Consider the following 25856-nt stretch of genomic DNA (forward strand, 5'->3'; position numbering starts at 1 on the left):
TGTGGGCTCCTTATTGTTGGTAGAGATCAGCCGGCGTTTATCGAGCGTGCTGCGGCGCGCGCGGTGAGAATGCAGGCTGGCAGGAAGGTGCCTTCGAGCGAGCGTTTGCCGTTGGCGCCGCCGCCGCCGAATCCGGCGGCTTCGCCAACGCAATACAGGCCTTCGAGCGGACGGTCGCTTTGATCGAGGACGCGGCTTTGCAGGTCGGTGCGCAGGCCGCCGAGGCTTTTGCGCGAGATCAGTTGCGTCTGGATGGCGATCAACGGGCCGGCGCCCGGCATCTGCAGGGGGGCCGGTTTGCAGGTGCGCAGGCGGTCGGGGCCCCATTGCCGGGCGTGCAGAATGCGCCGGATCTGCTCGTCGTTTTGCAGCCGCTTGCCGCCACGGAAGTTGGCGTCGAAGGCGTCCGCCGTGGCCTGCAGCACCGCCGGGTCGATGTCCAGCGAGCAGGTCAGGGCGTTCATCTTCGCGGCCAGCCCGGCGAGGCTGTCGTCGACCAGGAAGTACCGGCTTTCGCGTTGCATCTGGCGCACCAGGCGGTGGTTGCCGGTAAGGGTTTCCCAGAGAAAGCCTGGCAGCTGTTTGTCGCGGATGCGCTGATTGTGTTCCGCGCCGGAGATGGCAAATTCCTTGGCGGCGATGCGCCAGTTCAGCAGTTGCCAGGTCCAGGGCTTTTCTTGCTCGGCTACGCGCTGGCACAGCCAGTGGGTATCGAAGCCGGTGACCAGGGGTTGCGGGCCAATGCGCCGGCCGCTGTGGTCCAGCCACAGCGCCGATTTGCAGGGGATGGCGGACAAGCCATGGCCGGCGAAGTGTGGATAGGGGTGCGGGAACCCGGCCGCGTAATTCCACATCTCGCCCGCGTGAGTGATCCGCCCGCCGAGGGTGTCGGCCACCAAATGATGCAGCTTGCCGTCGGCGTAGGGATGGGCTCCGTTGAGCATGGCCTGTGGCATCGGCCTGTCCGTGGGCCAGTTGGCGCGGGTCTCGGCGTGGCTGCCGTTGATGCCGCCCATGGCCAGCACGACCACGGGAGCCTGCAGGCGGATTTCGCGGGGGCCGTCCTCGTGCTGCCCGATAACCCCGGATATCTTGCCGGCTTGATAGTCCAGCCCGGTCACGCGGACTCGATGCAGCAGGTTCAGTCGGCCACCGCTACCGGCGACCTGCAGCGCCGCGATCAGGCGGCGGGTCATTTCACGCGCCGTGCCCCAGATGACGTGGTAGCGCGGCAGGCTGTTGCCATCGCCATTCAGGCCGCGCTCGACCCAGTTCACTGCCGGCAGAAACTTCACGCCTTCTGCGCTCAGCCAGTCATAGACCTCTCGACGGGAGTGCTCCACGTAGTACCTTGCCCACTGCAGGGGGTAAGCGTCGTCCGGCGCCAGCTCGCCAAAGCGCAGCCAGTCGCGCAGCGCTATTTGCGGGCTGTCCGGGATGTTCATCCGCGCTTGCAGTGGCGTATCCACCAGCGCCATGCCGCCAAAAGCCCACAGCGCCAGACCACCCAAGCGTTCCGGCGAGTCACGGTCGACCAGGGTGACGCGCTTGCCCGCGCGCAGGGCTTCCAGAGCGGTGACGATACCGGCGAGCCCGCCTCCCACCACGACCAGATCGGACTGCAGCGTTTGGCTCATCACTGATGTGCTCCCCTAGCAAGGCTGTCTTGTAGCGGAAAACCTTATCCGCATATTCTCCGAGTCGGTTGACTTTGGAGGACAGTCGCATTGACTTTAGAGGCCGGCGTTTCGATGAGCTGGGTCAACACCGTGTTCGCTGCGGCGCAACGCCTGGGGGTCACCCAGGAGGCGCTGCTGCGGGCGGCGGGGATCTGTGCCGATGAGCTTGATCACGAGCGCTGGCCGGTGGATCACATTACCCGCCTGTGGCGGGCGGCGGCCCGACTCACCGGGGATCCCGGTTTCGGCCTGAAGGCCGGCTCGCAGGTAGGCCCCGCCAGCTTCAACGTGGTGAGTTATCTTCTGCAGTCGGCGCCATCGCTACGGGAGTCGATAGCGCTGGTGCAGCGCTACCAGCGGCTAATCAGTGACGGCGGCCGAGTGCAAATGATTCCAGGCAACAACGCCACCTGGCTGATTTACCACCCCTGTCAGGGGCAATTGCCGTTCAGCCCGCATCAGATTGAAGCGGTGTTGGCCGCGGTGGTCGCCCTGGGTCACAGACTGACGGGCAATCAGCTGCTGCCGCTCAAGGTGCAGTTCAGTCAGTCGCCTCTTGGGCCGCTCGACGACTATCACTGCGTGTTTCGCTGCCCGGTCGAGTTCGACCAGGCGTTCAGCGGCATCCTGATCGACAATGCCGCGTTGGACACGCCCCTGGCCCAGGCCGAGGCGCCGCTGGTCAACCTGCACCGTCAATATGTGTCGGCGCGCCTGGCCGCCCTGTCGAAGCCCGACGACCTGGCTCAAGAGCTGAGCGCGTGGATCCGTTCAAGGTTGCCCGGCCAGCCCCCGACTCGAGCCATGGCCGCCCAGGCACTGGGCCTCAGCCCGAAAACCCTGGCGCGGCGCCTGCAGCAAGACCATCTCGATTTCTCCACGCTCCTGGATCAGGCCCGTCGTGATGCCGCGCTGCTGGCGGTTTCCTCGGGCGACCTGGGGTTGGCCGATATCGGCCACAGCCTGGGATTTGCCGAGCCGAGCATTTTCTGGCGGGCATTCAAGCGCTGGACCGGCATGACGCCTGCGCAGTGGCGACAGCGAGCCGTTGCCGGGCGTGAATCGGCTCAAGTGCTGGAGGGGCTGACTGGCAAGCCTGGGGCAGCCTGAAAACCGGACGGCCAATGTGGGGTGGCCGCGTCTGCCGTGATTGCCGGGGCGTGAGGCGTCAGGAGATTTTTGCAGACAATAAAAAGGCCGGCTTGTGGCCGGCCTTTCGGGGGTGGGTTTGGCTTATTTTTGGTAAGCCGCAACCGCCTTCAGAATTGCTTCGCGGGCTGCGTCGGCATTGCCCCAGCCTTCGACCTTGACCCACTTGCCCTTCTCGAGATCCTTGTAGTTCTCGAAGAAGTGCTTGATCTGCTCCAGCAGCAGGGCCGGCAGGTCGGTGTATTCCTTGATGTCGACGTACAGCTGGCTCAGCTTGTCGTGCGGCACGGCGATCAGCTTGGCGTCGCCGCCGGCTTCGTCGGTCATGTTCAGCACACCCACCGGACGGCAGCGGATGACCGAGCCCGGGGCGACCGGATAGGGGGTCACGACCAGCACGTCGAGGGGGTCGCCGTCGTCGGCCAGGGTGTGCGGGATGAAGCCATAGTTGGCCGGGTAGAACATCGGGGTCGCCATGAAACGGTCGACGAACAGGCAGTCGGTGTCGTGATCGATTTCGTATTTGATCGGCGCGTGGTTGGCCGGAATCTCGATGGCGACGTAGATGTCGTTCGGCACGTCTTTGCCGGCCGGGACTTTGCTGTAGCTCATGGTGGACACCCCAGGGTTGGGCCAAAAAAGTGGGCGGATTATAGGCACATTCGGCGGGCGTTACTACGCCCTCCTGCTCAGCCTTTGGTCGTGTCCCGGTAATCCGGATGTTCTGCCTGCAGGCGTTGTAGACGTTGCAGAGGGTCCTGGCGGTAGAAGGCGCGGAGCTGGGCGTAGACGGCGGGGAAGGCGGCTGCCAGCAGGTCCGGGGCGCTGAAGAAGTATTCGCTGGTGACGGCAAAGAACTCCGCCGGGTTTTCCGCGGCATAGGGGTCGATGGCCGTCTCGGCGTGCGGGTTGGCGTCGAGAATGGCGTTCATCCGCGCGTAGGCGTCCTGCATGGCAGTGGCCCAGTCCTCGATGCGCATCTGGCTGTGCAGCGGCGGCAGGCCGTTGGCGTCGCCGTTGAGCATGTCCAGCTTGTGCGCCAGCTCATGGATCACCAGGTTGTAGCCGTCCCAGCCGCCGCTGGCCTGCACCCCAGGCCAGGCCAGGATCACCGGGCCGCGGTGCCAGGCTTCGCCGCTGTGCTCGGCCTCCCATTCGTGGACCACGCCGCTGGCGTCGCGGTGGCGCTGCGGGCTGACGAAGTCGTCGGGGTACAGGACGATCTCGTGGAAGCCTTGGTACCAGTCGAGTTCGGCCAGGTGCAGCAGCGGCAGCTGGGCCTGGGCGGCGAGCAGCAGACGCCCGTGCGGGTCGAGGTCGACGCCGGGCAGGGCGGTGAGGTGCTTGTCATGCAGGAACAGCACGCAGCGTTCGCGCAGGCGTTGCAGTTCCTGCGGGTCGAGGCCGTCGAGCAGCGGCAGCTGCCGCAGCACGGCCTGCCAGTCGCCGTCGGCGAGCGGGTGGCGGCGCAGCAGGCGCCGGCGCCACCAGCGACGCAGCAGGCCCATGCTCAGACCGCGTGCCGGCTGCTGTGCCGGTGGCCGCAGCAGTGGCCCGGGGCGCACTGGCTGCCGACCCCGAACAGAGTGGTGTAGATCCGGGTGCCGCAGGGGTTGGCCGGCGACTCCAGTTCGGCATCGAGGCGCAGTAACGGGGCGATCGGGTTGAATTCCATGGGGCTCACGGGCGTGCGCTGAAAGCCGACGATTATACGGGCAGGAAGCGGCGGCGGGGCGCGCCAGGTTGGCGCAGGGGAGGGGCGACGGCGCACCGGGGGGGTGCCGTCGCGGTCGGGGCGTTCAGTCCTGGTCGAGGGGCAGGACGAAGTTCTTGAATTCGGTGTCCTCGCGGAAACCGATCGATTCGTAGGTCTTGTGCGCGGTCTCGAAGTTGACGCTGGAGGCCACGCGCATGCGCACCGCATTGGTGCTCTTGGCCATCTGCTTGGCGGTCTGCAGCAGGCGGTCGGCGACCAGCATGCGCCGTGCGTCCTCGGCGACGAAGATGTCGTTGAGGATCCACACGCGCTTGAGCGACAGCGAGGAGAAGCTGGGGAACAGCTGGCAGTAGCCGAGCGCCTTGTCCTCGTCGTCGGCCAGGGCCAGGTAGATCACCGATTCCTTGCGCTTGAGGCGGTTCTCCAGGAACTTGCGCGACGAGTCCGGCAGCGGCAGCTCGCCATAGAACTCACGGTACTTGATGAACAGCGGGGTCAGCAGGTCCAGATGCTCCAGGGTGGCTTGGACGATGCGCATAGCGGGCCTCGGCGGTTATGGAGTGGCGTGGCTGGCAATGCAGATGCTGTGCCAGTGGTCAGGCTTGATCCTGCCTAATGCGACTGGAAAGCGCAATCCAAGCAAGCGTTTGATTTCATCTGCGTCGATCAAGCGCTGATCGTGCCGCCGGCGGCGCTCTTGGTTTTTGCCTGGTGCCGGGCACCTGGCCATATTGAGTGCAACGGACTCGGCACTTTTATCCGGGGGCGCGGGATCATTTCGCCTGCCACGGGTCTATGACTGCCCGGGCCAGCGGCAGAGCCGCTGTGCTAACCTGCGCGAGATTTTTCCGGGCTGGCGCGGCCCGTTTTTCGAGGTCATCGATGCATATTCACATTCTCGGTATCTGCGGCACTTTCATGGGTTCCCTGGCGGTTCTGGCCAAGGAGCTGGGCCATCGCGTCACCGGTTCCGATGCCAACGTCTACCCGCCGATGAGTACCCAGCTCGAGGCCCAGGGCATCGAGCTGATGCAAGGCTATGAGCCTGCCCACCTGCAGCCGGCGCCGGACCTGGTGGTGGTCGGCAACGCCCTGAGCCGCGGCAACCCGGCGGTGGAGTATGTGCTGAATCAGGGCCTGCCTTACGTGTCCGGTCCGCAGTGGCTGGCCGACCATGTGCTGCAGGGGCGCTGGGTGCTGGCTGCCGCCGGCACCCACGGCAAGACCACCACCAGCAGCATGCTGGCCTGGGTGCTGGAGCATGCCGGCATGGCCCCGGGCTTCCTGATCGGCGGCGTGCCGCAGAACTTCGGGGTGTCCGCGCGCCTGGGCGGCACGCCGTTCTTCGTGGTCGAGGCCGACGAGTACGACAGCGCCTTCTTCGACAAGCGCAGCAAGTTCGTCCACTACCGCCCGCGCACGGCGATCCTGAACAACCTGGAATTCGATCACGCGGACATCTTCCCGGACCTGGCGGCCATCGAGCGACAGTTCCACCACCTGGTGCGCACCGTGCCGGGCGAGGGGCTGATCATCCATCCGGCCAGTGAGCAGGCCCTGCAGCGGGTCATCGGCATGGGCTGCTGGACCCCGGTGCAGACCACCGGCGACGGCGGCCAGTGGCAGGCCAGGCTGCTCAGCGCCGACGGCTCGCGCTTCGAGGTGTGGTTCGACGAGGCCCTGATGGGCGTGGTCGAGTGGGCGCTGACGGGCCAGCACAACGTCGCCAACGCCCTGGCCACCCTGGCTGCGGCGCGGCATGTTGGCGTAGTGCCGGAACTGGGCATTGCCGGCCTGTCCGGCTTCAAGAGTGTCAAGCGGCGCATGGAGAAGGTTGCCGAGGTCAACGGCGTGACCATCTATGACGACTTCGCCCATCACCCGACGGCGATCGCCACCACGCTGGACGGCCTGCGCAAGCAGATCGGCGATGCGCCGCTGATCGCGGTGATCGAACCGCGTTCCAACTCGATGAAACTCGGCGCTCACCGCGACGGCCTGCCGGCCTCCGTGGCGCAGGCCGATCGGGTCTACTGGTACGCGCCGGCCAACCTGGGCTGGGACCTGGCCGCCACGGTGGCGTCGTCCAGCGTGCCGACCGAGGTCTGCGACTCGCTGGAGGCGATCATCGCCGGGGTCAAGGCCCACGCCGCGCCGGGCACCCAGGTGGTGGTGATGAGCAACGGCGGCTTCGGCGGCCTGCATGGCAAGCTGGCCAAGGCCTTGGAAGAATAGAAGGCGAAAAGTTCGCTCTGAGTGCGGCGTGAGCGCAGGTTAGGCAAGGCGAAAACCTGCGAGAAAGCGCAGTTTACTGCGAGTAAATGAGCATTTTGAGCAGGTTTTCAACGCGGCATAACCAAGCGCAACAGCAGTGAGAGTGAATTTATGTCCGGTCCGGAACGCATCACCCTAGCCATGACTGGCGCTTCCGGCGCCCAGTACGGCCTGCGCCTGCTCGACTGCCTGGTGCAGGAAGAGCGCGAAGTGCACTTCCTGATCTCCAGGGCCGCGCAGCTGGTGATGGCCACCGAGACCGACGTGACCCTGCCGGCCAAACCCCAGGCCATGCAGGCGTTCCTCAGCGAGTACACCGGCGCCGCGTCCGGGCAGATCCGCGTGTACGGCAAGGAAGACTGGATGGCCCCGGTGGCTTCCGGTTCCGGCGCGCCGGCGGCCATGGTGGTGGTTCCCTGCAGCACCGGCACCCTCTCGGCCATCGCCACGGGGGCCTGCAACAACCTGATCGAGCGCGCCGCCGACGTGGCCCTGAAGGAGCGCCGCCAGCTGATCCTGGTACCGCGCGAGGCGCCGTACTCCAGCATCCACCTGGAGAACATGCTCAAGCTGTCCAACCTCGGCGCGGTCATCCTGCCGGCCTCGCCCGGCTTCTACCACCAGCCGCAGACTGTCGACGACCTGGTCGACTTCGTCGTTGCGCGCATCCTCAACCTGCTGAACATCCCCCAGGACATGCTGCCGCGTTGGGGCGAGCACCATCTGGGCAGCGATGATTAAATTCTCGGGATTGAGCCTGGCGCTGCTGGCCGGGCTGCTGTCCGGCTGCGCCAGCGTACGCACCCTGGATGCGGCCAAGCCGGGGGCGCCGATCATCTACTCGGGGACGCGCCTGGACTGGTATGTGCTGCACGGTGGTTGCTGCCCGCTGGATCGCTTCGGTGCCGAGGCGCCGAAATATGCCGGGCTCGACCTGCCGGTCAGTGCCCTGCTGGACACCCTGCTGCTGCCGATGGCCGTGGCTGCCGAGTTGGGTATCGGGCTCAGCGTCACGGGTGGCAATTGAAGCCGCGCCGGCATTGCGCCGGCGCAGCGATCTTTCTGTTTATTGTGTAGGGTGCGCCGTGCGCACCGGCAAGCCGGTGTGGGGCTGCGCACCCTACGCAAAGCCTTGCGCGCCTGAGCGCGCAAGTGTGTCGACTGCCGCTTAAGCGCGCTCGACCGCCAGGGCCACGCCCTGACCGCCACCGATGCACAGGGTGGCCAGGCCTTTCTTGGCGTCGCGGCGCTGCATCTCGTGCAGCAGGCTGACCAGCACGCGGCAGCCGGAGGCGCCGATCGGGTGGCCGAGGGCGATGGCGCCGCCGTTGACGTTGACCTTGTCCAGGCTCCAGCCCAGCTCCTTGGCCACCGCCAGGGCCTGGGCGGCAAAGGCTTCGTTGGCTTCGACCAGATCCAGGTCCGCGACGCTCCAGCCGGCCTTGCCCAGGGCGCGGCGGGTGGCGGACACCGGGCCGATGCCCATGATCGCCGGGTCGACCCCGGAGCCGGCGGCGGCGGCGATGCGCGCCAGCACCGGCAGCTTCAGTTCGGCGGCTTTCGCGGCGCTCATCAGCAGCACGGCGGCGGCGCCGTCGTTGAGCGAGGAGGCGTTGCCGGCGGTGACGCTGCCGTCCTTCTGGAAGGCCGGCTTGAGCTTGCCCAGGGCTTCGGCGGTGGTGCCGGCGCGCGGTTGTTCGTCGCGGGCGAAAGCCACTGGCTCACCCTTGCGCTGGGGGATCAGCACCGGGGTGATCTCGCCGTCGAAACGCCCGGCCTCGATGGCGGCACTGGCGCGCTGCTGCGAGGTGGCGGAGAAGGCGTCCTGCTGCTCGCGGCTGATCTGGTATTTGGCGGCCAGGTTCTCCGCGGTGATGCCCATGTGGTAGTCGTTGAAGGCATCCCACAGGCCGTCCTGGATCATGGTGTCGACGACCTTGCCGTGGCCCATGCGCAGGCCGGTGCGGGCTTGCGGCAGGACATAGGGCGACAGGCTCATGTTTTCCTGGCCGCCGGCGATGATCACCTCGGCGTCGCCGCAGGCGATGGCCTGGTAGCCCAGCTGCACGGCCTTGAGGCCCGAGCCGCAGACCTTGTTGATGGTGAAGGCCGGCACGCTCTGCGGCAGCCCGGCCTTGATCACGCTCTGCCGCGCCGGGTTCTGCCCGGCACCGGCGGTGAGCACCTGGCCGAGGATCACTTCGTCGATCAGTTCGGCGCTGACGCCGCTCTGTGCCAGCAGGCTACGGATGACCGTGGCGCCCAGCTCGACGGCGGGAATCGCGCTGAGCGCGCCCTGGAAGGCGCCGATGGCGGTACGGGTGGCAGCAACAATCACGACTTCGCGCATGTGTTCTCCGGTGTCTGGCAGTGGGTGGGCTGTGGCGCGTGCGCCACGGCGGGCAGGTCGCGGCAGCGAGCCGCGAACATGCCGGGGAGGCCGAGTTTAAAGCGCCGGACGGGGTGTGAACAGCGCGGCGGACTGGTGGTCGCTCGCGTTCGGCTGCGCTAGCGGCCGAGCCGGCGCAGCTCGTCGGACTCGACGATGCGTACGCCGCGGCCCTCTTCCAGGGCCAGGCGCCACAGCGCGCGGGCCAGCACGGCGGCCTCAATGCCGCGGTACTTGCCGGGCAGCCAGCGCAGGAAGGGGGCGGCCAGCTGTTCGCCGAGGCGAAACTCGGCGCGGGTGCCGAGCAGCAGCGACGGCCGCGCCAGGGTCAGTTGCGGCCAGTCCTGGGCGATCAGCGCCTGCTCCATTTCGCCCTTGATGCGGTTGTAGAACACCGTGGAGCCGGCGTCGGCGCCCAGGGCGCTGATCACCAGCAGGTGGCGCGCGCCGAGTTCGCGGGCGCGCCGGGCGAAGGCCACGACCAGGTCGCGGTCGACGGCGCGGAAGGCCTCCTGCGAGCCGGCCTGCTTGATGGTGCTGCCCAGGCAGCAGAAGGCCACGTCGACCCGGCCCTGCAGCTGCGGCAGCAGCTCGAGCAGCTCGCCCACCGGGTTGTCCAGGTGCGGGTGCTCGGCCAGCGGGCGGCGGCTGGGCGCCAGCACGCGGCAGATGGTCGGCTCGCTGAGCAGGCGGTCGAGCAGGTGCTCGCCGGTGAGGCCGGTGGCTCCGGCGAGCAGGATGTGCTGGGGCGTCAGGTACATGCTGGTTACTCCGCTGATACTGCCAGCTTAGAAGTTTTTGCTCATCCCTGTGTGCGTGCTATGCCGCTTTACTGCTCTTTATTTGCGCTGGCGTTCTCCAGGGCCAGCCGGGCCTGGCTGGCGCGCATCGCCTTCCAGTGGGCGAGCACGGCGGGCGGCGCCCATAGCTGCGGTTCCGATGGCTCGAACTCTTCGGCCTGCTCGCGCTCGGCGACCTTCGCCTTGGCCAGCTCGAAGGCTCGCTGCAGGTCGTCGGTCTCGGCGAAGGCCTCGGCGAACAGGGCGCGGCCGAAGTAGGTGAAGTCGTTTTCCTCGGCGCAGCCGAACGACACCCGGTCGGCGCGGGTGGCCGTCATCACCAGGGTCTTACCGTCCTTGAGTGGCGCAATGAAGCCGCCGGAGTAGCAGGCCGAGATCACCACCACCTTGTGCCGCTCGCGCAGGGGCTGCAGCAGGGCGGCCAGTTCGTCGGCCGGCAGGTCGTCCAGCTGCAGGCGCGGCTGGTCCAGGCTCAGCTGGTGGTCGGGCGAACCGTGGCTGGTCAGGTAGATGAACACCAGGTCTTCCGGGCCGCTGCGTTCGGCCAGGGCGCGCACGGCGCGGGTCAGGCTCTCGCGGGTGGCCAGCGGGCGGTCGGCCAGGTGGTCGCGGTGGTTGCTCAGGCGGATGCCGCCGCGGGCGTTGAAGCGCTCGCCGAGCAGCTGGCTGACGTAGTCGGCCTCGCGCAGGAACACGCTCTGCTTGCCGTCGCCGGCCAGGGTCAGGCTGTACAGCTCGGTGGCCGGGGTCGAGGCGGGCACGGCGGCGATGGCCTGCTCGAGCAGTCGGCCCTGTGCCAGCAGGCCCAGCTCCAGCGCGTCGGGCTGGGTCGCGCCGTGGCTGTCGCGGATCAGCTGGCCGCCTTGCCAGGTGCCGCTGCGCCGGCTGCCGTCGGCGAGCGCCAGGGTGCCGTCGCCGGCATAGTCGTTGTTGGCGAACTGGCCGCGGTAGACGCTACCGTCGGCCAGGGTCAGCTCGCCCTGGCCGTGGAAGCGCCACTGGCGGAAGTCGCCGAGGTAATGGCGGCCATCGGCGCCGCTGAATTCGCCCTTGCCCTCCAGCGAGCCGTCCACGAAGTTGCCCAGCCAGGCATCGCCCTCGGCGTTCTGGAAGCGCCCCTTGCCGTGGAACAGGTCGTTACGGAAGCCGCCGCTGTAGTGTTCGCCCTCGGCGCCCGTGTAGCTGCCCTGGCCATGCAGCACGCCGTTGTCGAAGGTGCCGCTGTACTGATTGCCGTTCTCGCTGCGGGTGCCGGGGCCATTCAGCTCACCGCGCACGAAGCGGCCTTGGTAGCGATTGCCGCCTGGCCATTCGAGGCTGCCCAGGCCATGGTAGCGGTCGTCGCGGAACTCGCCGCGGTAGCTCACTTCGCCCTGCTGCAGGTGGCCTTCGCCATGCAGGCGGCCTTGTTTGAAGCCGCCCCGGTAGGTGCTGCCGTCGCTGTAGGTGAGGCTGCCCTGGCCATCGAACAGGCCCTGGCGGAACTGGCCGACATAGTGTTCGCCGCCGGCCCCTTGCCATTCGCCCTGGCCATCGCTCTGGCCGTCCTTGAAATTGCCGGCGTACCAGCTGCCGTTGGCATAGTCGATGCGCCCCTCGCCCTGCAGCAGGCCGTCGACCACCTCGCCGCGATAGCGGCCGCCGTCGGGCAGCACCGCGTCGGGCGGCAGCAGCGGCTCGCCGTCGCCGCAGGCGGTGAGCAGCAGGGCAAGGGTCAGTGGCGCGAGAAGGCGGGGCATGGTGGACATCCGGGTCGGGGCATGCTCCGAGTATGCCGCAGGGTTGCTGCCGCTCCAATGCAAACGGGGCGCTTGCGCGCCCCGTTGCAATTTAGATTTTGACCGTTACGAGCGAAGGTGAGGCAAGGCGAAAGCAGGCGAGGAGGCGGAGTTTTCGTCTGTAAATGAGCATTCCGAGCTTGCTTTCAACGCCGCATCGCCGAGCGCAGTAGGTCAAAGGTCAGACGAAGCACAGGGTCAGCGGCTCGGCGATATAGGCGGGTTTTTCCTCGCCCTCGATCTCCAGGCTGGCCTGGGCCTTGATCAGCCACTGGCCGGGGCGTTTCTCGGTGACCTCGACGATGCTCAGTGCCAGGCGCACGCGCGAGTCGACCTTGACCGGCTGGATGAAGCGCACGCTGTCGAGGCCATAGTTGACCGCCATCTTCAGGCCCTCGGGCATGATCATCAGGCTTTCCATCAGCATCGGGATCAGCGACAGGGAGAGAAAGCCGTGGGCGATGGTGCCGCCGAAGGGTGTGTGCTTGGCCTTGACCGGGTCGACGTGGATGAACTGGTGATCGCCGGTGCATTCGGCGAACTGGTTGATGCGGTTCTGATCGATGGTCAGCCATTGCGAGCGTCCGAGCTCTTTGCCTACGTAGTCTTTGAGTTGTGATACGGGTACAAACGGCATAGATCCTCCTTGAGGATGCAAGAAGTTTATTGTTTTTGGTGGTGAACCTTGCTGGTCCTAGATCAGCATGAGTCGGCGGGCGGGTCAAGCCGAAAGTCGCGGTTTATGGCGTCCCCTTCGGCATGCCTATAATGGGCGCCGCAAACCCGCCGGAGACTCCCATGCTGCTACGCGGCCTGACCTGGCTGGTGCTGTTCCAGTTGCTCGGCACCGCCCTCAATTCCCTGTTTCTCGGCATGCTGCCGGGGCCGATCATCGGCCTGCTGCTGCTGTTCGTGTTTCTGCTGCTGCGTGGCGAAGTGGGCGAGCCGCTGAGCGAGGCGGCGGCCGGCCTGCTGCGCTACCTGCCGCTGCTGCTGGTGCCGCCGGCGGTGGGGGTGATGGTCTATGCCGAACAGATCGCCGCCGATTTCTGGGCGCTGGCCGGGGCGCTGGGCCTTTCGTTGCTGCTGTCGCTGCTGTTCGCCGGCTGGCTGATGCAGAAGCTGATCGAGCGGCAGAATCGGCGCGAGGAGCGGTCATGAGCCTCGACTGGCAGGCCGCCGTGCAGGCGGTGATCCATCATCCGCTGTTCGGCGTCGGCATCACCCTGGCGGCTTATCAGCTGTCCCTGGCCGCCTATGAAAGGACCCGCTGGGTGTTCCTGCAGCCGGTGCTGCTGTCCATGACCATACTGATCGGCGTGCTGCTGCTGTGCGGCCTGAGCTACGCCGAATACCGCAACAGCACCTTCCTCCTCAGCGTGCTGCTCGGGCCGACCACCGTGGCCCTGGCCGTGCCCCTGTATCTCAACCTGCGGCGCATCCGCCAGCTGTTCTGGCCGGTGCTGATCACCCTGGCGCTGGCCGGCGTGTTCGCCACCGTACTGGGGGTGGCGCTGGCCTGGCTGTTCGGCGCCGACCACATGATGCTGATGACCCTGGCGCCGAAGTCGGTGACCTCGCCGATCGCCATGCTGGTGGCCGAGCAGATCGGCGGCGTGGCGGCGCTGGCCGCGGTATTCGTGCTGATCACCGGGGTGCTCGGGGCGATCTGCGGGCCGGAGCTGCTGCGCCTGATCGGCGTGCACCATCCGGCGGCGCAGGGCATGGCCCTCGGCCTCACCGCCCATGCGGTGGGCACGGCGCGGGCGCTGCAGGAAAGTGAAGAGAGCGGGGCCTTCGCCGCCCTGGCCATGAGCCTGATGGGGGTGGTCACGGCCATTGCCCTGCCGCTGGTTGTCGCCCTGATCGCCTGAGGAGGGTTGCATGAACTTCCCGCTGTTCCCGCTCAACACCGTGCTGTTTCCCGGTTGCCTGCTCGATCTGCAGATTTTCGAGGCGCGCTACCTGGATATGGTCAGCGCCTGCATGCGCCGCGGCGAAGGCTTCGGCGTGGTCGGCATCCTGGAGGGGCAGGAGGTCGGCGCGGCCGCCGGGCGGCATGCCGAGGTCGGCTGCGAGGCGCTGATTCGCGATTTTCAGCAGCGCCCCAACGGCCTGCTGGGCATCCGGGTCGAGGGTGGCCGGCGTTTCCTGGTCGAGCGCAGCATGGTGCAGGCCGACCAGCTGACCCTGGCCGAGGTGCGCTGGCAGGATGAGCAGGCGGACGCGCCGCTGCGGGCCGAGCATGCCGACCTGGCCGCGCTGCTCAATGCTCTGGTCGAGCACCCGCTGGTTGCCGGGCTGGGCATGGGCGGCGCGGTCGCCGGGCAGCAGGCCCTGGCCAATCAGCTGGCCTACCTGCTGCCGTTCAGCGTCGAGGAGAAGCTGCAGGCGCTGCGCGAGGCCGATCCGGCGCAGCGCCTGGCGCAGATCCAGCACCTGCTCGACCGCCTGCAGGGCGAGATGATCGCGTAGGTTGGGTTGAGGTGCGTAGTGCCGAAGCCCAACGAGATCGGCTTGACTTGGGCTTCGCTGTGCGCAACTCAGTCTAGGTGTGCAGGCTCCGCCAGAGGCGCCTCAATAGCGATACTGCTGCAGCGCTTCCGGCAGGGCCCAGGCGCTGACGGCGCCGAGCAGGGCCAGGCTCGCCGGCAGGATCAGCAGCCACACGCGCGGGCTCAGCGGCGCCAGGGTCTGGCGCCGCTGCAGGAAGGCCAGCCAGGCGGCGCAGACGCTGCCGGCCAGCAGGGCGCCGGCGAGGATGTCAGTGGGCCAGTGCACCCCCAGGTAGACCCGCGACAGGGCGATCGCCAGGGCCGGCAGGCTGGCCAGCAGCAGCCAGGTCAGGCGCGTGCGCGCCGGGGTGCCGCGCCCGGCGAGGAGGCCCAGGGCGAGGAAGAAGGCGAAGGCCGCCGAGCTGTGCCCGCTGGGCAGGCTGAAGGTGTCCAGCGGCTGCAGCAGCACATCCGGGCGGGCACGGGCGAACAGGTACTTGAGGCCGGTGTTGGCCAGGGCGGTGAACAGCATGCAGCCGGCCACCAGCAAGGCGGCGTCGAAGCGCCGGCTGAGCAGCAGCAGGGCGGTCAGCAGCGCGCCGGCCGCGGCCTGGGTGGCGAAGTTGCCGAGGCCGGTGATCAGCAGGGCGAGGCTGTCCAGGGTGCTGCTGCGCTGCTCCTGAACCAGAGCCATCAGGCCCTGGTCCAGGGTGCTCAGGTACGGCACGCCCAGTAGCAGGGCAGCCAGCAGGGCGCCGCTGCAGCCGGCCGCCACGCCAGTGGCCCAGCGCTGTTCGCGCAGGCTGCTCTGCATCACCACCAGCAGCATCAGGGCGATGGCCGCGGCGACGATGCCGGCGGCGCTCCAGAAACCCTCCGGCAGCGGCAGGCGCAGGGCGGCGCCGGTGGCCCAGCCCGGCAGCATGTAGGCCACCGCCCAGCCGGCGGCGGCCAGCATGCTGACCAGGACGAAACGCACGAACGGCATGTCGAGCATGCCGGCCACCAGCGGCAGCATCGGCCGCAGCGGGCCGATGTAGCGGCCGACCAGCAGGCTGGCGACGCCATAGCGCTTGAAGTAGTTCTCCGCGCCGCCCAGCCATTCGGGGTGGTCGCGCAGCACCGGCAGGCGGCGGATGCCCTGGTGGAAGCGCCGGCCCAGGCCATAGGAAATCGCGTCGCCGAGCAGGCCGCCGGTGTAGGCCAGCAGCAGGGTCTCCCACAGGCTCAGGGCGCCGCTGCCGGCGAGCATGGCCAGGGTGAACAGCACCACGGTGCCGGGAATCAGGATGCCGGCCACGGCCAGGCACTCCAGGCAGGCGATGATGAAGATGGTCAGGCCCAACCATTCCGGGTTGGTCTCCAGCCAGAGAGTCATGGTGTCGAACCATTGGCTCATGGGTACAGCTCCTGTGGTGGTAGCACGTGATAATCCTGGCCTTCGCGCTGGCCGCGGCGCAGCGGGTTGCGTGTGCACTGGCGGGCGAAGGCGGCGTCGACGAAGCGGTAGAGCAGGTGTTCGTCGCGCCCGCTGGGGATGCCCAGGCGGGTAGTCTGAATGATCTGGCCGGGCATTTCGCCGACATCCTCGACGAACAGGCGCAGCGGGTCGAAGCAGCGGGCGTCCCAGTCCGGCACTTTCAGGCCGAGGCTGCGGCACAGCAGGGTCTGCCCGGCGCACAGCTTGTGTGCCGGGCGCGGGCTGCCGTCGGCGGCGGGGTTGTTGGCCTGCATGCGCGCCAGGGCGTCGGGCGCGCAGCGCGGGTCGAGCCAGGGTGCGGCGGACTTGATCAGTACGGCATTGCCCGGGCCCTGGGCGCTGAAGTTCAGCGAGTCGCCGCCGCGGGCGTAGTACATGTAGATGTGCCCACCATCGAGAAACAGCGCGCGGCGCTTCTCGGTGTAGCCGAGCGAGGCATGGCTGCCCTTCTCGGCGGCGTAGTAGGCCTCGGTCTCGATGATTCGCGCGGCCAGCCAGTGGCCCTGGTGGCAATGGCGGATGACCTTGCCCAGCAGGTCGCAGGCGACGGTCTGCGCGTCGCGGTCGAAGAACGCGGCGGGCAGCGGGCGGGCTTCCGGCCAGGGCAGTGGCGAGTCGATAGCGGACATGGGCGGCGCTTGCAGGTGGAATGCGGGCGCGATCATAACAACAAGTTCCGCCTTCGACTGCCGGCTCCAGTGACCATCCGCCCGACGCCGCTGGGCTTGGGGTCGCGCTATCGCTATAATCAGCCCCTTTTTCCAACTGCCAGACATTCCGAGACCATGACCGAGTCCGTGCTCGACTACATGACCCGCCTGGGCCGCGCCGCGCGCGATGCCTCGCGGGTGCTCGCCCGCGCCAGCACCGCGCAGAAGAATCGCGCCCTGCAGGCCGCCGCCAATGCCCTCGACGCCGCGCGCGGCGAACTGACCTCCGCCAATGAACTGGACCTGGCCGCCGCCCGTGCCAGTGGCCTGGAGCCGGCCATGGTCGACCGCCTGGCGCTGACCCCGGCCGTGATCGACAGCATGATCGAAGGCCTGCGCCAGGTCGCCACCCTGCCGGACCCGATCGGCGAGATCCAGGGCATGCGTTACATGCCGTCCGGTATCCAGGTGGGCAAGATGCGCGTACCGCTGGGCGTGATCGGCATCATCTACGAGTCGCGGCCGAACGTGACCATCGACGCCGCCAGCCTGTGCCTGAAGTCGGGCAACGCCACCATCCTGCGCGGCGGCTCAGAGGCGATTCATTCCAACCAGGCGATTGCCCGCTGCATTCAGCTCGGCCTGGGCGAAGCCGGCCTGCCGGCCAGTGCCGTGCAGGTGGTGGAAACCACCGACCGCGCCGCCGTCGGCGCGCTGATCAGCATGCCGGAGTTCGTCGATGTCATCGTGCCGCGCGGCGGCAAGGGCCTGATCGAACGCATCAGTCGCGACGCCAAGGTGCCGGTGATCAAGCACCTGGACGGCGTCTGCCACGTCTATATCGACGTCGCCGCCGACCTGGACAAGGCCATCCGTGTCGCCGACAACGCCAAGACCCAGCGCTACTCGCCGTGCAATGCCATGGAGACCCTGCTGGTGCATGCGGCCATCGCCGACCAGGTGCTGCCGCCGCTGGCCGCCATCTACCGCGGCAAGGGCGTCGAGCTGCGCGGCGACGCCGCGACCCGTGCCCTGCTCGGCGGCGACGTGCTGGAAGCGACTGAGGAAGACTGGTTCGCCGAATACAACGCGCCGATCCTGGCCATTCGCATCGTCGATTCGCTGGATGCGGCCATCGAGCACATCAATAAGTACGGCTCGCAGCACACCGACGCGATCATCACCGAGAACTTCAGTGATGCCCGGCGCTTCCTCACCGAGGTGGATTCTGCCTCGGTGATGGTCAATGCCTCGACCCGTTTCGCCGACGGCTTCGAGTACGGCCTGGGCGCGGAGATCGGCATCTCCACCGACAAGCTGCACGCCCGTGGTCCGGTCGGCCTGGAAGGCCTGACCAGCGAGAAGTACGTGGTGTTCGGCGACGGGCACATCCGCACCTGATGGCGCGCCGGATCGGCTTGCTCGGCGGCACCTTCAACCCGGTGCACATCGCCCATCTGCGCGGCGCCCTGGAAGTGGCCGAGCAGCTGGCGCTGGACGAGCTGCGGCTGATCCCCAGTGCCCGACCGCCGCACCGCGAGATGCCGCAGGTCAGCGCCGAACAGCGCCTGGCCATGGTCGAGCTGGCGGTGATCGGCGAGCCGCGGCTGACGGTGGACGATCGCGAGCTGCGGCGGGCCAAGCCGTCCTACATGATCGACACCCTGGAGTCGCTGCGGGGTGAGCTGGCGGCGGACGATCAACTGTTTCTCCTGCTGGGCTGGGATGCCTTCTGCGGGTTGCCGACCTGGCATCGCTGGCAGGAACTGCTGCAGCACTGCCATATCCTCGTGCTGCAGCGGCCGGATGCCGACAGCGAGGCGCCGGAAGCGCTGCGCGATTTGCTCGCGGCGCGCAGTGTGAGTGATCCGCAGGGCCTGGTCGGGCCGGGCGGACAGATTGCTTTTGTCTGGCAGACACCGCTGGCGGTGTCGGCCACGCAGATTCGCCATTTGCTGGCAGAGGGGCGTTCGGTACGGTTTCTGGTACCCGACGCCGTGCTGGCCTATATCCAAACCCACGGGCTGTACCGCGGGTAAACCGATTCATGAGGTAACGATGCAAAACGAACAACTGGTCAAGGTCGCCATCGCGGCCCTGGAAGACATGAAGGCCCAGGACATCACCACCATCGATGTGCGCGGCAAGACCAGCGTCACCGACTTCATGGTGATCGCCAGCGGTACCTCCAGCCGTCACGTCAAGTCGATGGCCAACGAAGTGCTGGACAAGGTCAAGGAGCAGGGCGTGCGCCCGATCGGCAGCGAAGGCCTGGACGGCGGCGAGTGGGCCCTGCTCGACCTCGGCGACGTGGTGGTGCACGTGATGCAGGTCGCCACCCGCCAGTTCTATGATCTGGAACGTCTGTGGCAGGGTGCCGAGCAGAGCCGCGCCCACCATCTGGACCAGCCGGAATAAGCCGCTGACGTGCGTATCAAGCTGATCGCCGTCGGTTCGCGCATGCCGCGCTGGGTGGAGGATGGCTGGCAGGAATATGCCAAGCGTCTGCCGCCGGAGCTGGCCCTCGACCTGGTCGAGATTCCGCTGACCACCCGCGGCAAGAATGCCGACGTGGCGCGGATGATCCGCCAGGAAGGCGAGGCCATGCTGGGCAAGGTGCAGGCGGGGGAACGCATCGTCACCCTGGAGGTCCATGGCAAGCCATGGAGCACCGAGCAGCTGGCCGCCGAGCTGGAACGCTGGCGCCTGGACGCGCGCACCGTCAACCTGATGGTCGGCGGCCCCGAGGGGCTGGCGCCGGAGGTCTGCGCGCGCAGCGAGCAGCGCTGGTCGCTGTCGCCGCTGACCCTGCCGCACCCGCTGGTGCGCATCCTGATCGGCGAGCAGATCTACCGCGCCTGGACCCTGTTGTCCGGCCACCCGTATCACAAGTAGCCAGCGCCCCATAAAACGCCGCCCACTCAAGTAGTCGCAGATGCCGCAACCGATCCGCCTCAAGGACCACGAAAAGGACGCCCGTCTGGTACGCCGGCGCGTGGTGGTCGGTGCCGTGGCCGTGTTGCTGCTGACCTGCATGCTGATTGCACGTCTGTATTACCTGCAGGTGATCCAGTACGAGCACCACAGCACCCTGGCGGAGAACAACCGCATCCACGTGCAGCCGATTCCGCCGACCCGCGGGCTGATCTTCGACCGCAACGGGGTGATCATCGCCGACAACCGCCCCAGCTTCAGTCTCACCGTGACCCGCGAACGGGCCGGCGACTGGCAGCAGGTGCTGGATGTGGTGGTCGAGGCGCTGGAGCTGACGGCGGATGATCGCGCCCTGTTCGAGAAGCGCATGCGCCAGGGGCGCCGGCCGTTCGAGCCGGTACCGATCCTGTTCGAGCTGTCCGAGGAGCAGATCGCGCGGATCGCGGTCAACCAGTTCCGCCTGCCTGGCGTCGACGTGGTCGCCCAGCTGGTGCGTCACTACCCGCAGAAGGAGCACTTCGCCCACTCGGTCGGCTACGTCGGGCGGATCAACGAGAAAGAGCTGAAAGAGCTCGATCCGGTCAACTACAGCGGCACCCACCATATCGGCAAGACCGGCATCGAACGGTTCTACGAGGACCTGCTGCATGGCGAGGTGGGCTACGAAGAAGTCGAGACCAATGCCCGTGGCCGGGTGTTGCGCGTACTCAAGCGCACCGACCCGAAGCCGGGCGCCGATCTGGTGCTGAGCCTCGATGTGAAGCTGCAGCAGGCCGCCGAGCAGGCCCTGGGCGGGCGCCGCGGCGCGGTGGTGGCGATCGAGCCGAGCAGCGGCGAGGTGCTGGCGATGGTCAGTCAGCCGAGCTTCGACCCCAACCCCTTCGTCACCGGCATCGGCTTCAAGGCCTATGCCGAACTGCGCGACTCCATCGACCGGCCGCTGTACAACCGCGTGCTGCGTGGCCTCTACCCGCCGGGGTCGACGATCAAGCCGATGGTCGCGGTATCCGGCCTGGATGCCGGCGTGGTCACCCCGCAGACCCGGGTGTACGACCCCGGCTTCTACCAGTTGCCCGGCCACAGCCACAAATACCGCAACTGGAACCGTAGCGGCGACGGTGCGGTGAACCTGGAATACGCCATCATGCGCTCCAATGACACCTATTTTTACGACCTGGCGCACAAGATGGGCGTGGACCGCATGCACGACTACATGAGCCGCTTCGGCCTGGGGCAGAAGGTCTCCCTGGACATGTTCGAAGAGGCGCCCGGGCTGATGCCGTCGCGCGAGTGGAAGCGTGCGCGCTACCGCCAGCCCTGGTACCCGGGCGAGACGCTGATCCTCGGCATCGGCCAGGGCTACATGCAGACCACACCGCTGCAACTGGCCCAGGCGGTGACCCTGATGGCCACCCGCGGCAAGTGGATTCGCCCGCACCTGTTGCGCACGGCCGAGGGCAAGACCTCGCAGCAGCTGATGGACGAGGAGGTCATCGATGCCGTGGAGACCCCGGCCGATATCGTCCTGCGCGACCCCAAGTTCTGGGACTACGGCCGCTTCGGCATGGAGCAGGTGATGCACGGTCCGCGCGGCACCGCGCGCAAGGTCGGCGACTCGGCGCTCTACCGGATCGCCGGCAAGAGCGGCACGGCGCAGGTGGTGGCGATCAAGCAGGGCGAGAAATACGACCGTTCCAAGGTGGCCGAGCGTCATCGCGACCACGCCCTGTTCGTCGCCTTCGCCCCGGCCAACGACCCGAAGATCGCCGTGGCGGTGATGGTGGAGAACGGCGAGTCCGGCTCCGGCGTGGCCGCACCGGTGGTCAAGCAGGTGATGGATGCCTGGCTGCTCGGCGAAGACGGCCAGCTCAAGCCGGAGTTCCGTGCCCCGGAGCCGGTCGTCGAATCCGCGAGCGTCAGCCGATGAACAGTAACTTCGACCGCACCCTGTCCCAGGAAGACGTGTTCAAGCGCCGCGCCACCCTGCTGCAGCGCCTGCATATCGACGGCTGGCTGCTGCTGATCCTCCTGGTCTTGGCCGCCGGCAGCCTGTTCGTGCTGTATTCGGCCAGCGGCAAGAACTGGGATCTGCTGATCAAGCAGGCCAGCTCCTTCGGCCTGGGTCTGGTCGGCATGATCGTCATCGCCCAGTTCGAGCCGCGCTTCATGGCGCGCTGGGTGCCACTGGCCTATGTGGTCGGGGTCGGCCTGCTGCTGGTGGTGGAGGTGATGGGCCACACGGCCATGGGGGCCACGCGCTGGATCAACATTCCCGGGGTGATCCGCTTCCAGCCCTCGGAATTCATGAAGATCATCATGCCGGCGACCATCGCCTGGTACCTGGCGCGGCACAACCTGCCGCCCAAGCTCAAGCACATCGCCATCAGCCTGGCGCTGATCGTCATCCCCTTCGTGCTGATCGCGAAGCAGCCGGATCTCGGCACCGGCCTGCTGATCCTGGCTTCCGGGGGCTTCGTGCTGTTCATGGCCGGCCTGCAGTGGCGCTGGATTCTCGGTGCGCTGGCGGCCATCGTGCCGATCGCCGTGGGCATGTGGTTCTTCGCCCTGCGCGAATACCAGAAGCAGCGCGTGCTGACCTTCCTCGACCCGGAAAGCGACCCGCTGGGCACCGGCTGGAACATCATCCAGTCCAAGGCGGCCATCGGTTCCGGCGGCGTGCTGGGCAAGGGCTGGCTGCTCGGCACCCAGTCGCATCTGGATTTTTTGCCGGAAAGCCACACGGACTTTATCATTGCCGTCCTGAGCGAAGAGTTCGGCCTGGTCGGAGTGTGTATCCTGCTGCTGGTCTACCTGCTGCTGATCGGGCGCGGCCTGATGATCACCGCGCAGGCGCAGACTCTGTTCGGCAAGTTGCTGGCCGGTAGCCTGACGATGACCTTCTTCGTCTACGTATTCGTTAACATCGGCATGGTCAGCGGGCTGCTGCCGGTGGTGGGGGTGCCACTGCCCTTCATCAGTTACGGCGGAACCCATTTGGTGACGCTGTTGTCAGGTTTTGGGGTTTTGATGGCGATCCAGACCCATCGCAAATGGATCGCACAGGTTTGATAAGAGTGAATAATTTGAAACAGGCATGGCGCGGCTGGCTGATGCGCAGCACTCATTGGATCGGCCTGGCCGCAGCCTTCGGTCTGAGCGGCACGGCGCTGGCCGGCGACTACGACGGTTCGCCGCAGGTGGCCGAGTTCATCGCCGAGATGACCCGCGACCACGGCTTTGCCGGCGAGCAGCTGGTGGCCCTGTTCCGCGAGGCCGAGCGCAAGCAGGCGATTCTCGACGCCATCTCGCGCCCGGCGGAGAAGGTCAAGCCGTGGAAGGACTACCGGCCGATCTTCATCACCGATGCGCGGATCAGCAAGGGCGTGGACTTCTGGAACCAGAACGCCGAGGCCCTGGCCCGCGCCGAGCAGGAGTACGGGGTGCCGGCCCAGGTGATCGTGGCGATCATCGGCGTGGAAACCTTCTACGGCGGCAACACCGGCAGCTGGCGCGGCCTCGATGCGTTGTCCACACTGTGCTTCGATTATCCGCCGCGCGCGCAGTTCTTCTGCCAGCAGCTCAAGGAGCTGCTGCTGCTGAGCCGCGAGGAGCAGGTCGACCCGCTGACCCTGAAGGGCTCCTACGCCGGGGCCATGGGCCTGCCGCAATTCATGCCGAGCAGCTTCCGCGCCTATGCGGTGGACTTCGACGGCGACAACCACATCAATATCTGGAGCAATCCGGTGGATGCGATCGGCAGCGTTGCCAGTTACTTCAAGCGCCATGGCTGGGTCAGCGGCGAGCCGGTGGTCAGCCGCGCCCAGGTCAAGGGCGAGCAGGCCGACAGCGGCCTGACCGTCGGCCTCGACCCGCTGAAGAACGTCGGCGAGCTGCGTGCCCTCGGCTGGACCAGCGCCGACGTGCTGCGCGACGATATCCCGGTCACCGCCTTTCGCTTCGACGGCGCCGAGGGTGAGGAATACTGGATGGGCCTGCCCAACTTCTACGTGATCACCCGCTACAACCGCAGCAGCATGTATGCCATGGCCGTGCATCAGCTGTCCGAGGCGCTGCTGGCCAAGCGGAGCGGCCGATGAGGCGCGTTCTGCCGTTCGCCCGCCGCAGCCTGGCCTTCGCCGTCCTGGGGCTGGCCCTGGCCAGCTGCACCACCAGCAAGCCGACCCCGCCGGTGCCCGCCGGCGGCCAGGTGTCGGGGCCGGGCGACTACAACCGCCCGCACCGCGACGGCGCGCCCTGGTGGGATGTCGACGTGTCGCGCATCCCCGATGCGGTGCCGATGCCGCATTACGGCCGCCTCAAGGCCAACCCCTACACGGTGCTGGGCAAGACCTACTACCCGATCAACGATGCCCGGCGCTACCACGCCACCGGTACCGCGTCGTGGTATGGCACCAAGTTCCACGGGCAGGCCACCGCCAACGGCGAGGCCTATGACCTGTACGGCATGACCGCCGCGCACAAGACCCTGCCGCTGCCAAGCTACGTGCGGGTGACCAACCTGGACAACGGCCGCACGGTGATCCTGCGGGTCAACGACCGCGGCCCGTTCTACTCCGACCGCATCATCGACCTGTCCTTCGCCGCGGCGAAGAAGCTCGGCTATGCCGAAAGCGGCACCGCGCGGGTCAAGGTCGAGGGTATCGATCCGCACGAATGGTGGGCCCAGCAGGGCCGCCCGGTGCCGATGGTGCTGGCCCAGCCGAAGATGGCCGAACCCGCGGCCGCGCAGCCGGTGGCCGTGGCCCAGCCGGTCAGCCAGCCGATCGAGCAGTACACGCCACCGGCCCAGCAGCACGCCGCGGCCGTGCTGCCGGTGCAGATCGACGCAAAAAAAAACGATTCAGTCGCAGCCTCTGGCCTGTATCTCCAGGTGGCCGCCTTCGCCAATCCGGACGCTGCGGAGCTCCTCAAGGCGAAGCTGAGCGAGACGGTGCCTGCCAAGGCCTTTATCAGCTCGGTGGTGCGCAACCAGCAGATTCTGCACCGGGTACGCCTGGGGCCGATCGGAACGCCGGGTGAGGCGCAGCAGCTGCAGGACAGCGTGCGCCTGGCCAACCTCGGTCAGCCGACCCTGGTACGGGCCGACTGAACCTTCTTCGTCCGCCGCCCGCCGTTGCGGGCAGGCGGTGAATGCAGGCAGCCCTGGCGTTGCCTGTGCCATTGTTGAATAGCTATTTCAGAGAGACGGATGAATATCTCCCGCTTTGCCCGATGCCTTTCCCTGTTCACCCTGCTGCTCGGCGCGCCGCTCACCCAGGCCGCCCAGGACCAGGCGATCCCGTCGCCGCCGCAGCTGGCGGCCAAGTCCTATGTGCTGATGGATGGCGCCAGCGGCAATGTCCTGGTGGAGAACAACAGTGACCAGCGCCTGCCGCCGGCCAGCCTGACCAAGCTGATGACCGCCTACATCGCCACCCTAGAGATCCGCAAGGGCAAGATCGGCGAGGACGACCTGGTACCCGTCAGCGAGCACGCCTGGCGTACCGGTGGCGCGGCATCCGGTGGTTCCACCATGTTCCTGCCGCTGAACAGCCAGGTGAAGGTGGACGACCTGCTGCACGGCATCATCATCCAGTCCGGCAACGACGCCAGCATCGCCCTGGCCGAGTACATCGCTGGCAGCGAGGATGCCTTCGCCGACATGATGAACGAGACCGCCGAGCGCCTGGGCATGAAGAACTCGCACTTCATGAACGCCACCGGCCTGCCGCACCCGGAGCACTACTCCAGTGCCCACGACATGGCCATCCTGGCGCGCGCGATCATCAACGAGGACGCCGAGCACTACGCGATCTACTCGCAGAAGGACTTCTTCTGGAACAACATCAAGCAGGGCAACCGCAACCTGCTGCTGTACCGCGACAAGACCGTCGACGGCCTGAAAACCGGCCACACCGAGGAAGCCGGCTACTGCCTGGTGGCTTCTGCCGTGCGTGACGGCGCGCGGATGATCACCGCGGTGTTCGGCACCGTCAGCGAGTCGGCCCGCGCCGCGGAAACCCAGAAGCTGCTGACCTACGGCTTCCGCTTCTTCGAGACCCAGACCTTCTACAAGAAGGGCCAGGAGCTGAGCCAGGCCCAGGTCTGGAAGGGCGCCACGCGCCAGGTCAAGGCCGGCCTGGCCGAAGACCTGACCATGACCCTGCCCAAGGGCCAGATCAAGCAGCTGCAGGCCAGCATGACCGTCGAGCCGCAGCTGGTGGCGCCGCTCAAGCAGGGCGACGTGATCGGCAAGGTCGAGGTCAAGCTGGGTGACAAGGTGGTACACAGCGCCAATCTGATCGCCCTCGAAGCGGTCGAAGAGGGTGGCTTCTTCCGCCGCCTGTGGGATGGCATCCGCTTGTTCTTCTACGGCCTGTTCAACTGAGGTCGCATGGACGCCCCTACCGGGCGTCCGCAAACTGCCAGCAGGCCTTGAAAAATCCTCGGCCGGGCTTATTAAGAGGGCATGCACCGTCGCGTGCCCCATCCGTGCAAGGCCCCGTACCTG

At 67.2% G+C, this 25856-nt stretch carries 27 protein-coding genes; 16 read left to right on the forward strand and 11 right to left on the reverse strand.

Annotation, left to right across the window (positions count from 1 at the left end; translation table 11 throughout):
* Positions 1-26: 26 nt before the first annotated feature.
* On the reverse strand, positions 27-1637 hold the full coding sequence (locus tag F3I16_RS05145) for an FAD-dependent oxidoreductase (protein WP_160492630.1): 1611 nt from the start codon (positions 1635-1637) through the stop codon (positions 27-29).
* A gap of 114 nt (positions 1638-1751) precedes the next feature.
* On the opposite strand from F3I16_RS05145, the gene F3I16_RS05150 reads away from it, so the two are divergent.
* Positions 1752-2789: an AraC family transcriptional regulator gene (locus F3I16_RS05150; RefSeq protein ID WP_256670069.1), complete on the forward strand. Its 1038-nt coding sequence runs from the start codon at positions 1752-1754 to the stop codon at positions 2787-2789.
* Positions 2790-2912: 123 nt separating this feature from the next.
* On the opposite strand, the gene ppa is transcribed toward F3I16_RS05150, so the two are convergent.
* The 4 genes from ppa to F3I16_RS05170 all read right to left on the reverse strand — a co-directional run bounded on the left by ppa (position 2913) and on the right by F3I16_RS05170 (position 5083).
* Positions 2913-3440: an inorganic diphosphatase gene (gene ppa, locus F3I16_RS05155; protein ID WP_160082643.1), complete on the reverse strand. Its 528-nt coding sequence runs from the start codon at positions 3438-3440 to the stop codon at positions 2913-2915.
* 77 nt (positions 3441-3517) lie between these two features.
* Positions 3518-4336, reverse strand: a complete 819-nt coding sequence (locus F3I16_RS05160) for a zinc-dependent peptidase (RefSeq protein WP_160492632.1) — start codon at positions 4334-4336, stop codon at positions 3518-3520.
* Positions 4337-4338: 2 nt separating this feature from the next.
* On the reverse strand, positions 4339-4503 hold the full coding sequence (locus F3I16_RS05165) for a hypothetical protein (protein WP_160492633.1): 165 nt from the start codon (positions 4501-4503) through the stop codon (positions 4339-4341).
* Between the two features lie 124 nt (positions 4504-4627).
* Entirely contained in the window at positions 4628-5083 is a 456-nt protein-coding gene (locus F3I16_RS05170) for a GNAT family N-acetyltransferase (protein WP_160082637.1), read from the reverse strand.
* Between the two features lie 344 nt (positions 5084-5427).
* On the opposite strand from F3I16_RS05170, the gene mpl reads away from it, so the two are divergent.
* The 3 genes from mpl to F3I16_RS05185 all read left to right on the forward strand — a co-directional run bounded on the left by mpl (position 5428) and on the right by F3I16_RS05185 (position 7846).
* Positions 5428-6780 (forward strand): UDP-N-acetylmuramate:L-alanyl-gamma-D-glutamyl-meso-diaminopimelate ligase, encoded by a 1353-nt coding sequence (gene mpl, locus F3I16_RS05175; protein WP_160492634.1) that lies wholly within the window; start codon positions 5428-5430, stop codon positions 6778-6780.
* A gap of 150 nt (positions 6781-6930) precedes the next feature.
* On the forward strand, positions 6931-7560 hold the full coding sequence (gene ubiX, locus F3I16_RS05180) for a flavin prenyltransferase UbiX (RefSeq protein WP_160492635.1): 630 nt from the start codon (positions 6931-6933) through the stop codon (positions 7558-7560).
* The gene (locus F3I16_RS05185; RefSeq protein ID WP_160492636.1) at positions 7553-7846 is read left to right on the forward strand and encodes a YceK/YidQ family lipoprotein; all 294 of its coding nucleotides are present in this window, start codon (positions 7553-7555) and stop codon (positions 7844-7846) included. The genes ubiX and F3I16_RS05185 overlap by 8 nt, the downstream gene beginning before the upstream one ends.
* Before the next feature lie 141 nt (positions 7847-7987).
* On the opposite strand, the gene F3I16_RS05190 is transcribed toward F3I16_RS05185, so the two are convergent.
* From F3I16_RS05190 to F3I16_RS05205, 4 genes are all read right to left on the reverse strand, one after another.
* The gene (locus F3I16_RS05190; protein WP_160492637.1) at positions 7988-9169 is read right to left on the reverse strand and encodes an acetyl-CoA C-acetyltransferase; all 1182 of its coding nucleotides are present in this window, start codon (positions 9167-9169) and stop codon (positions 7988-7990) included.
* Between the two features lie 158 nt (positions 9170-9327).
* Positions 9328-9969, reverse strand: a complete 642-nt coding sequence (locus tag F3I16_RS05195; protein WP_160492638.1) for an NAD(P)H-binding protein — start codon at positions 9967-9969, stop codon at positions 9328-9330.
* Positions 9970-10037: 68 nt separating this feature from the next.
* Entirely contained in the window at positions 10038-11756 is a 1719-nt protein-coding gene (locus tag F3I16_RS05200; protein ID WP_160492639.1) for a C13 family peptidase, read from the reverse strand.
* Positions 11757-11967: 211 nt separating this feature from the next.
* Positions 11968-12423, reverse strand: coding sequence for a MaoC family dehydratase (locus tag F3I16_RS05205; protein WP_160492640.1), 456 nt, complete (start codon positions 12421-12423; stop codon positions 11968-11970).
* A gap of 161 nt (positions 12424-12584) precedes the next feature.
* Here F3I16_RS05205 and F3I16_RS05210 point away from each other — a divergent pair, with 161 nt between their 5' ends.
* Genes F3I16_RS05210 through F3I16_RS05220 form a run of 3 tightly spaced genes read left to right on the forward strand, consistent with a single transcriptional unit; the run spans position 12585 to position 14261 of the window.
* Positions 12585-12947, forward strand: a complete 363-nt coding sequence (locus F3I16_RS05210; RefSeq protein WP_160492641.1) for a CidA/LrgA family protein — start codon at positions 12585-12587, stop codon at positions 12945-12947.
* The gene (locus F3I16_RS05215; protein WP_160492642.1) at positions 12944-13660 is read left to right on the forward strand and encodes an LrgB family protein; all 717 of its coding nucleotides are present in this window, start codon (positions 12944-12946) and stop codon (positions 13658-13660) included. Before F3I16_RS05210 ends, F3I16_RS05215 begins: the two co-directional genes overlap by 4 nt.
* Positions 13661-13670: 10 nt before the next feature.
* Positions 13671-14261 carry an LON peptidase substrate-binding domain-containing protein gene (locus F3I16_RS05220; RefSeq protein ID WP_160492643.1) on the forward strand — a complete coding sequence of 197 codons (591 nt, stop codon included), beginning with the start codon at positions 13671-13673 and terminating at the stop codon, positions 14259-14261.
* Positions 14262-14363: 102 nt separating this feature from the next.
* Here the strand turns inward: F3I16_RS05220 and F3I16_RS05225 are convergent, their stop codons facing one another.
* Positions 14364-15680 carry a bifunctional DedA family/phosphatase PAP2 family protein gene (locus F3I16_RS05225; RefSeq protein ID WP_160492644.1) on the reverse strand — a complete coding sequence of 439 codons (1317 nt, stop codon included), beginning with the start codon at positions 15678-15680 and terminating at the stop codon, positions 14364-14366.
* The gene (locus tag F3I16_RS05230) at positions 15677-16390 is read right to left on the reverse strand and encodes a DNA-3-methyladenine glycosylase (RefSeq protein ID WP_160492645.1); all 714 of its coding nucleotides are present in this window, start codon (positions 16388-16390) and stop codon (positions 15677-15679) included. The genes F3I16_RS05225 and F3I16_RS05230 overlap by 4 nt, the downstream gene beginning before the upstream one ends.
* A gap of 156 nt (positions 16391-16546) precedes the next feature.
* Here F3I16_RS05230 and F3I16_RS05235 point away from each other — a divergent pair, with 156 nt between their 5' ends.
* The 9 genes from F3I16_RS05235 (at position 16547) to F3I16_RS05275 (ending at position 25733) form a co-directional block, all read left to right on the forward strand.
* Positions 16547-17812: a glutamate-5-semialdehyde dehydrogenase gene (locus F3I16_RS05235; protein WP_160492646.1), complete on the forward strand. Its 1266-nt coding sequence runs from the start codon at positions 16547-16549 to the stop codon at positions 17810-17812.
* Complete coding sequence (nadD, locus tag F3I16_RS05240) at positions 17812-18450, forward strand: nicotinate-nucleotide adenylyltransferase (RefSeq protein ID WP_160492647.1); 639 nt, start codon at positions 17812-17814, stop codon at positions 18448-18450. The genes F3I16_RS05235 and nadD overlap by 1 nt, the downstream gene beginning before the upstream one ends.
* A gap of 19 nt (positions 18451-18469) precedes the next feature.
* Positions 18470-18829 carry a ribosome silencing factor gene (gene rsfS / locus F3I16_RS05245; protein WP_160492648.1) on the forward strand — a complete coding sequence of 120 codons (360 nt, stop codon included), beginning with the start codon at positions 18470-18472 and terminating at the stop codon, positions 18827-18829.
* A 9-nt stretch (positions 18830-18838) separates the two neighbouring features.
* On the forward strand, positions 18839-19306 hold the full coding sequence (gene rlmH, locus F3I16_RS05250) for a 23S rRNA (pseudouridine(1915)-N(3))-methyltransferase RlmH (protein ID WP_160492649.1): 468 nt from the start codon (positions 18839-18841) through the stop codon (positions 19304-19306).
* 40 nt (positions 19307-19346) lie between these two features.
* A complete protein-coding gene (gene mrdA / locus F3I16_RS05255) occupies positions 19347-21272 on the forward strand; it encodes a penicillin-binding protein 2 (RefSeq protein WP_160492650.1) in 1926 nt (641 codons plus the stop codon).
* On the forward strand, positions 21269-22414 hold the full coding sequence (rodA, locus tag F3I16_RS05260) for a rod shape-determining protein RodA (RefSeq protein ID WP_160492651.1): 1146 nt from the start codon (positions 21269-21271) through the stop codon (positions 22412-22414). Before mrdA ends, rodA begins: the two co-directional genes overlap by 4 nt.
* Positions 22396-23442 carry a lytic murein transglycosylase B gene (gene mltB / locus F3I16_RS05265; RefSeq protein ID WP_372239595.1) on the forward strand — a complete coding sequence of 349 codons (1047 nt, stop codon included), beginning with the start codon at positions 22396-22398 and terminating at the stop codon, positions 23440-23442. Before rodA ends, mltB begins: the two co-directional genes overlap by 19 nt.
* Entirely contained in the window at positions 23439-24455 is a 1017-nt protein-coding gene (locus tag F3I16_RS05270; protein ID WP_160492653.1) for a septal ring lytic transglycosylase RlpA family protein, read from the forward strand. Before mltB ends, F3I16_RS05270 begins: the two co-directional genes overlap by 4 nt.
* 99 nt (positions 24456-24554) lie before the next feature.
* Entirely contained in the window at positions 24555-25733 is a 1179-nt protein-coding gene (locus F3I16_RS05275) for a D-alanyl-D-alanine carboxypeptidase family protein (protein ID WP_160492654.1), read from the forward strand.
* Positions 25734-25856: the final 123 nt, after the last annotated feature.

This window comes from Pseudomonas sp. L-22-4S-12, from assembly GCF_009799935.1.
In the GTDB taxonomy this organism is placed as follows: domain Bacteria; phylum Pseudomonadota; class Gammaproteobacteria; order Pseudomonadales; family Pseudomonadaceae; genus Aquipseudomonas.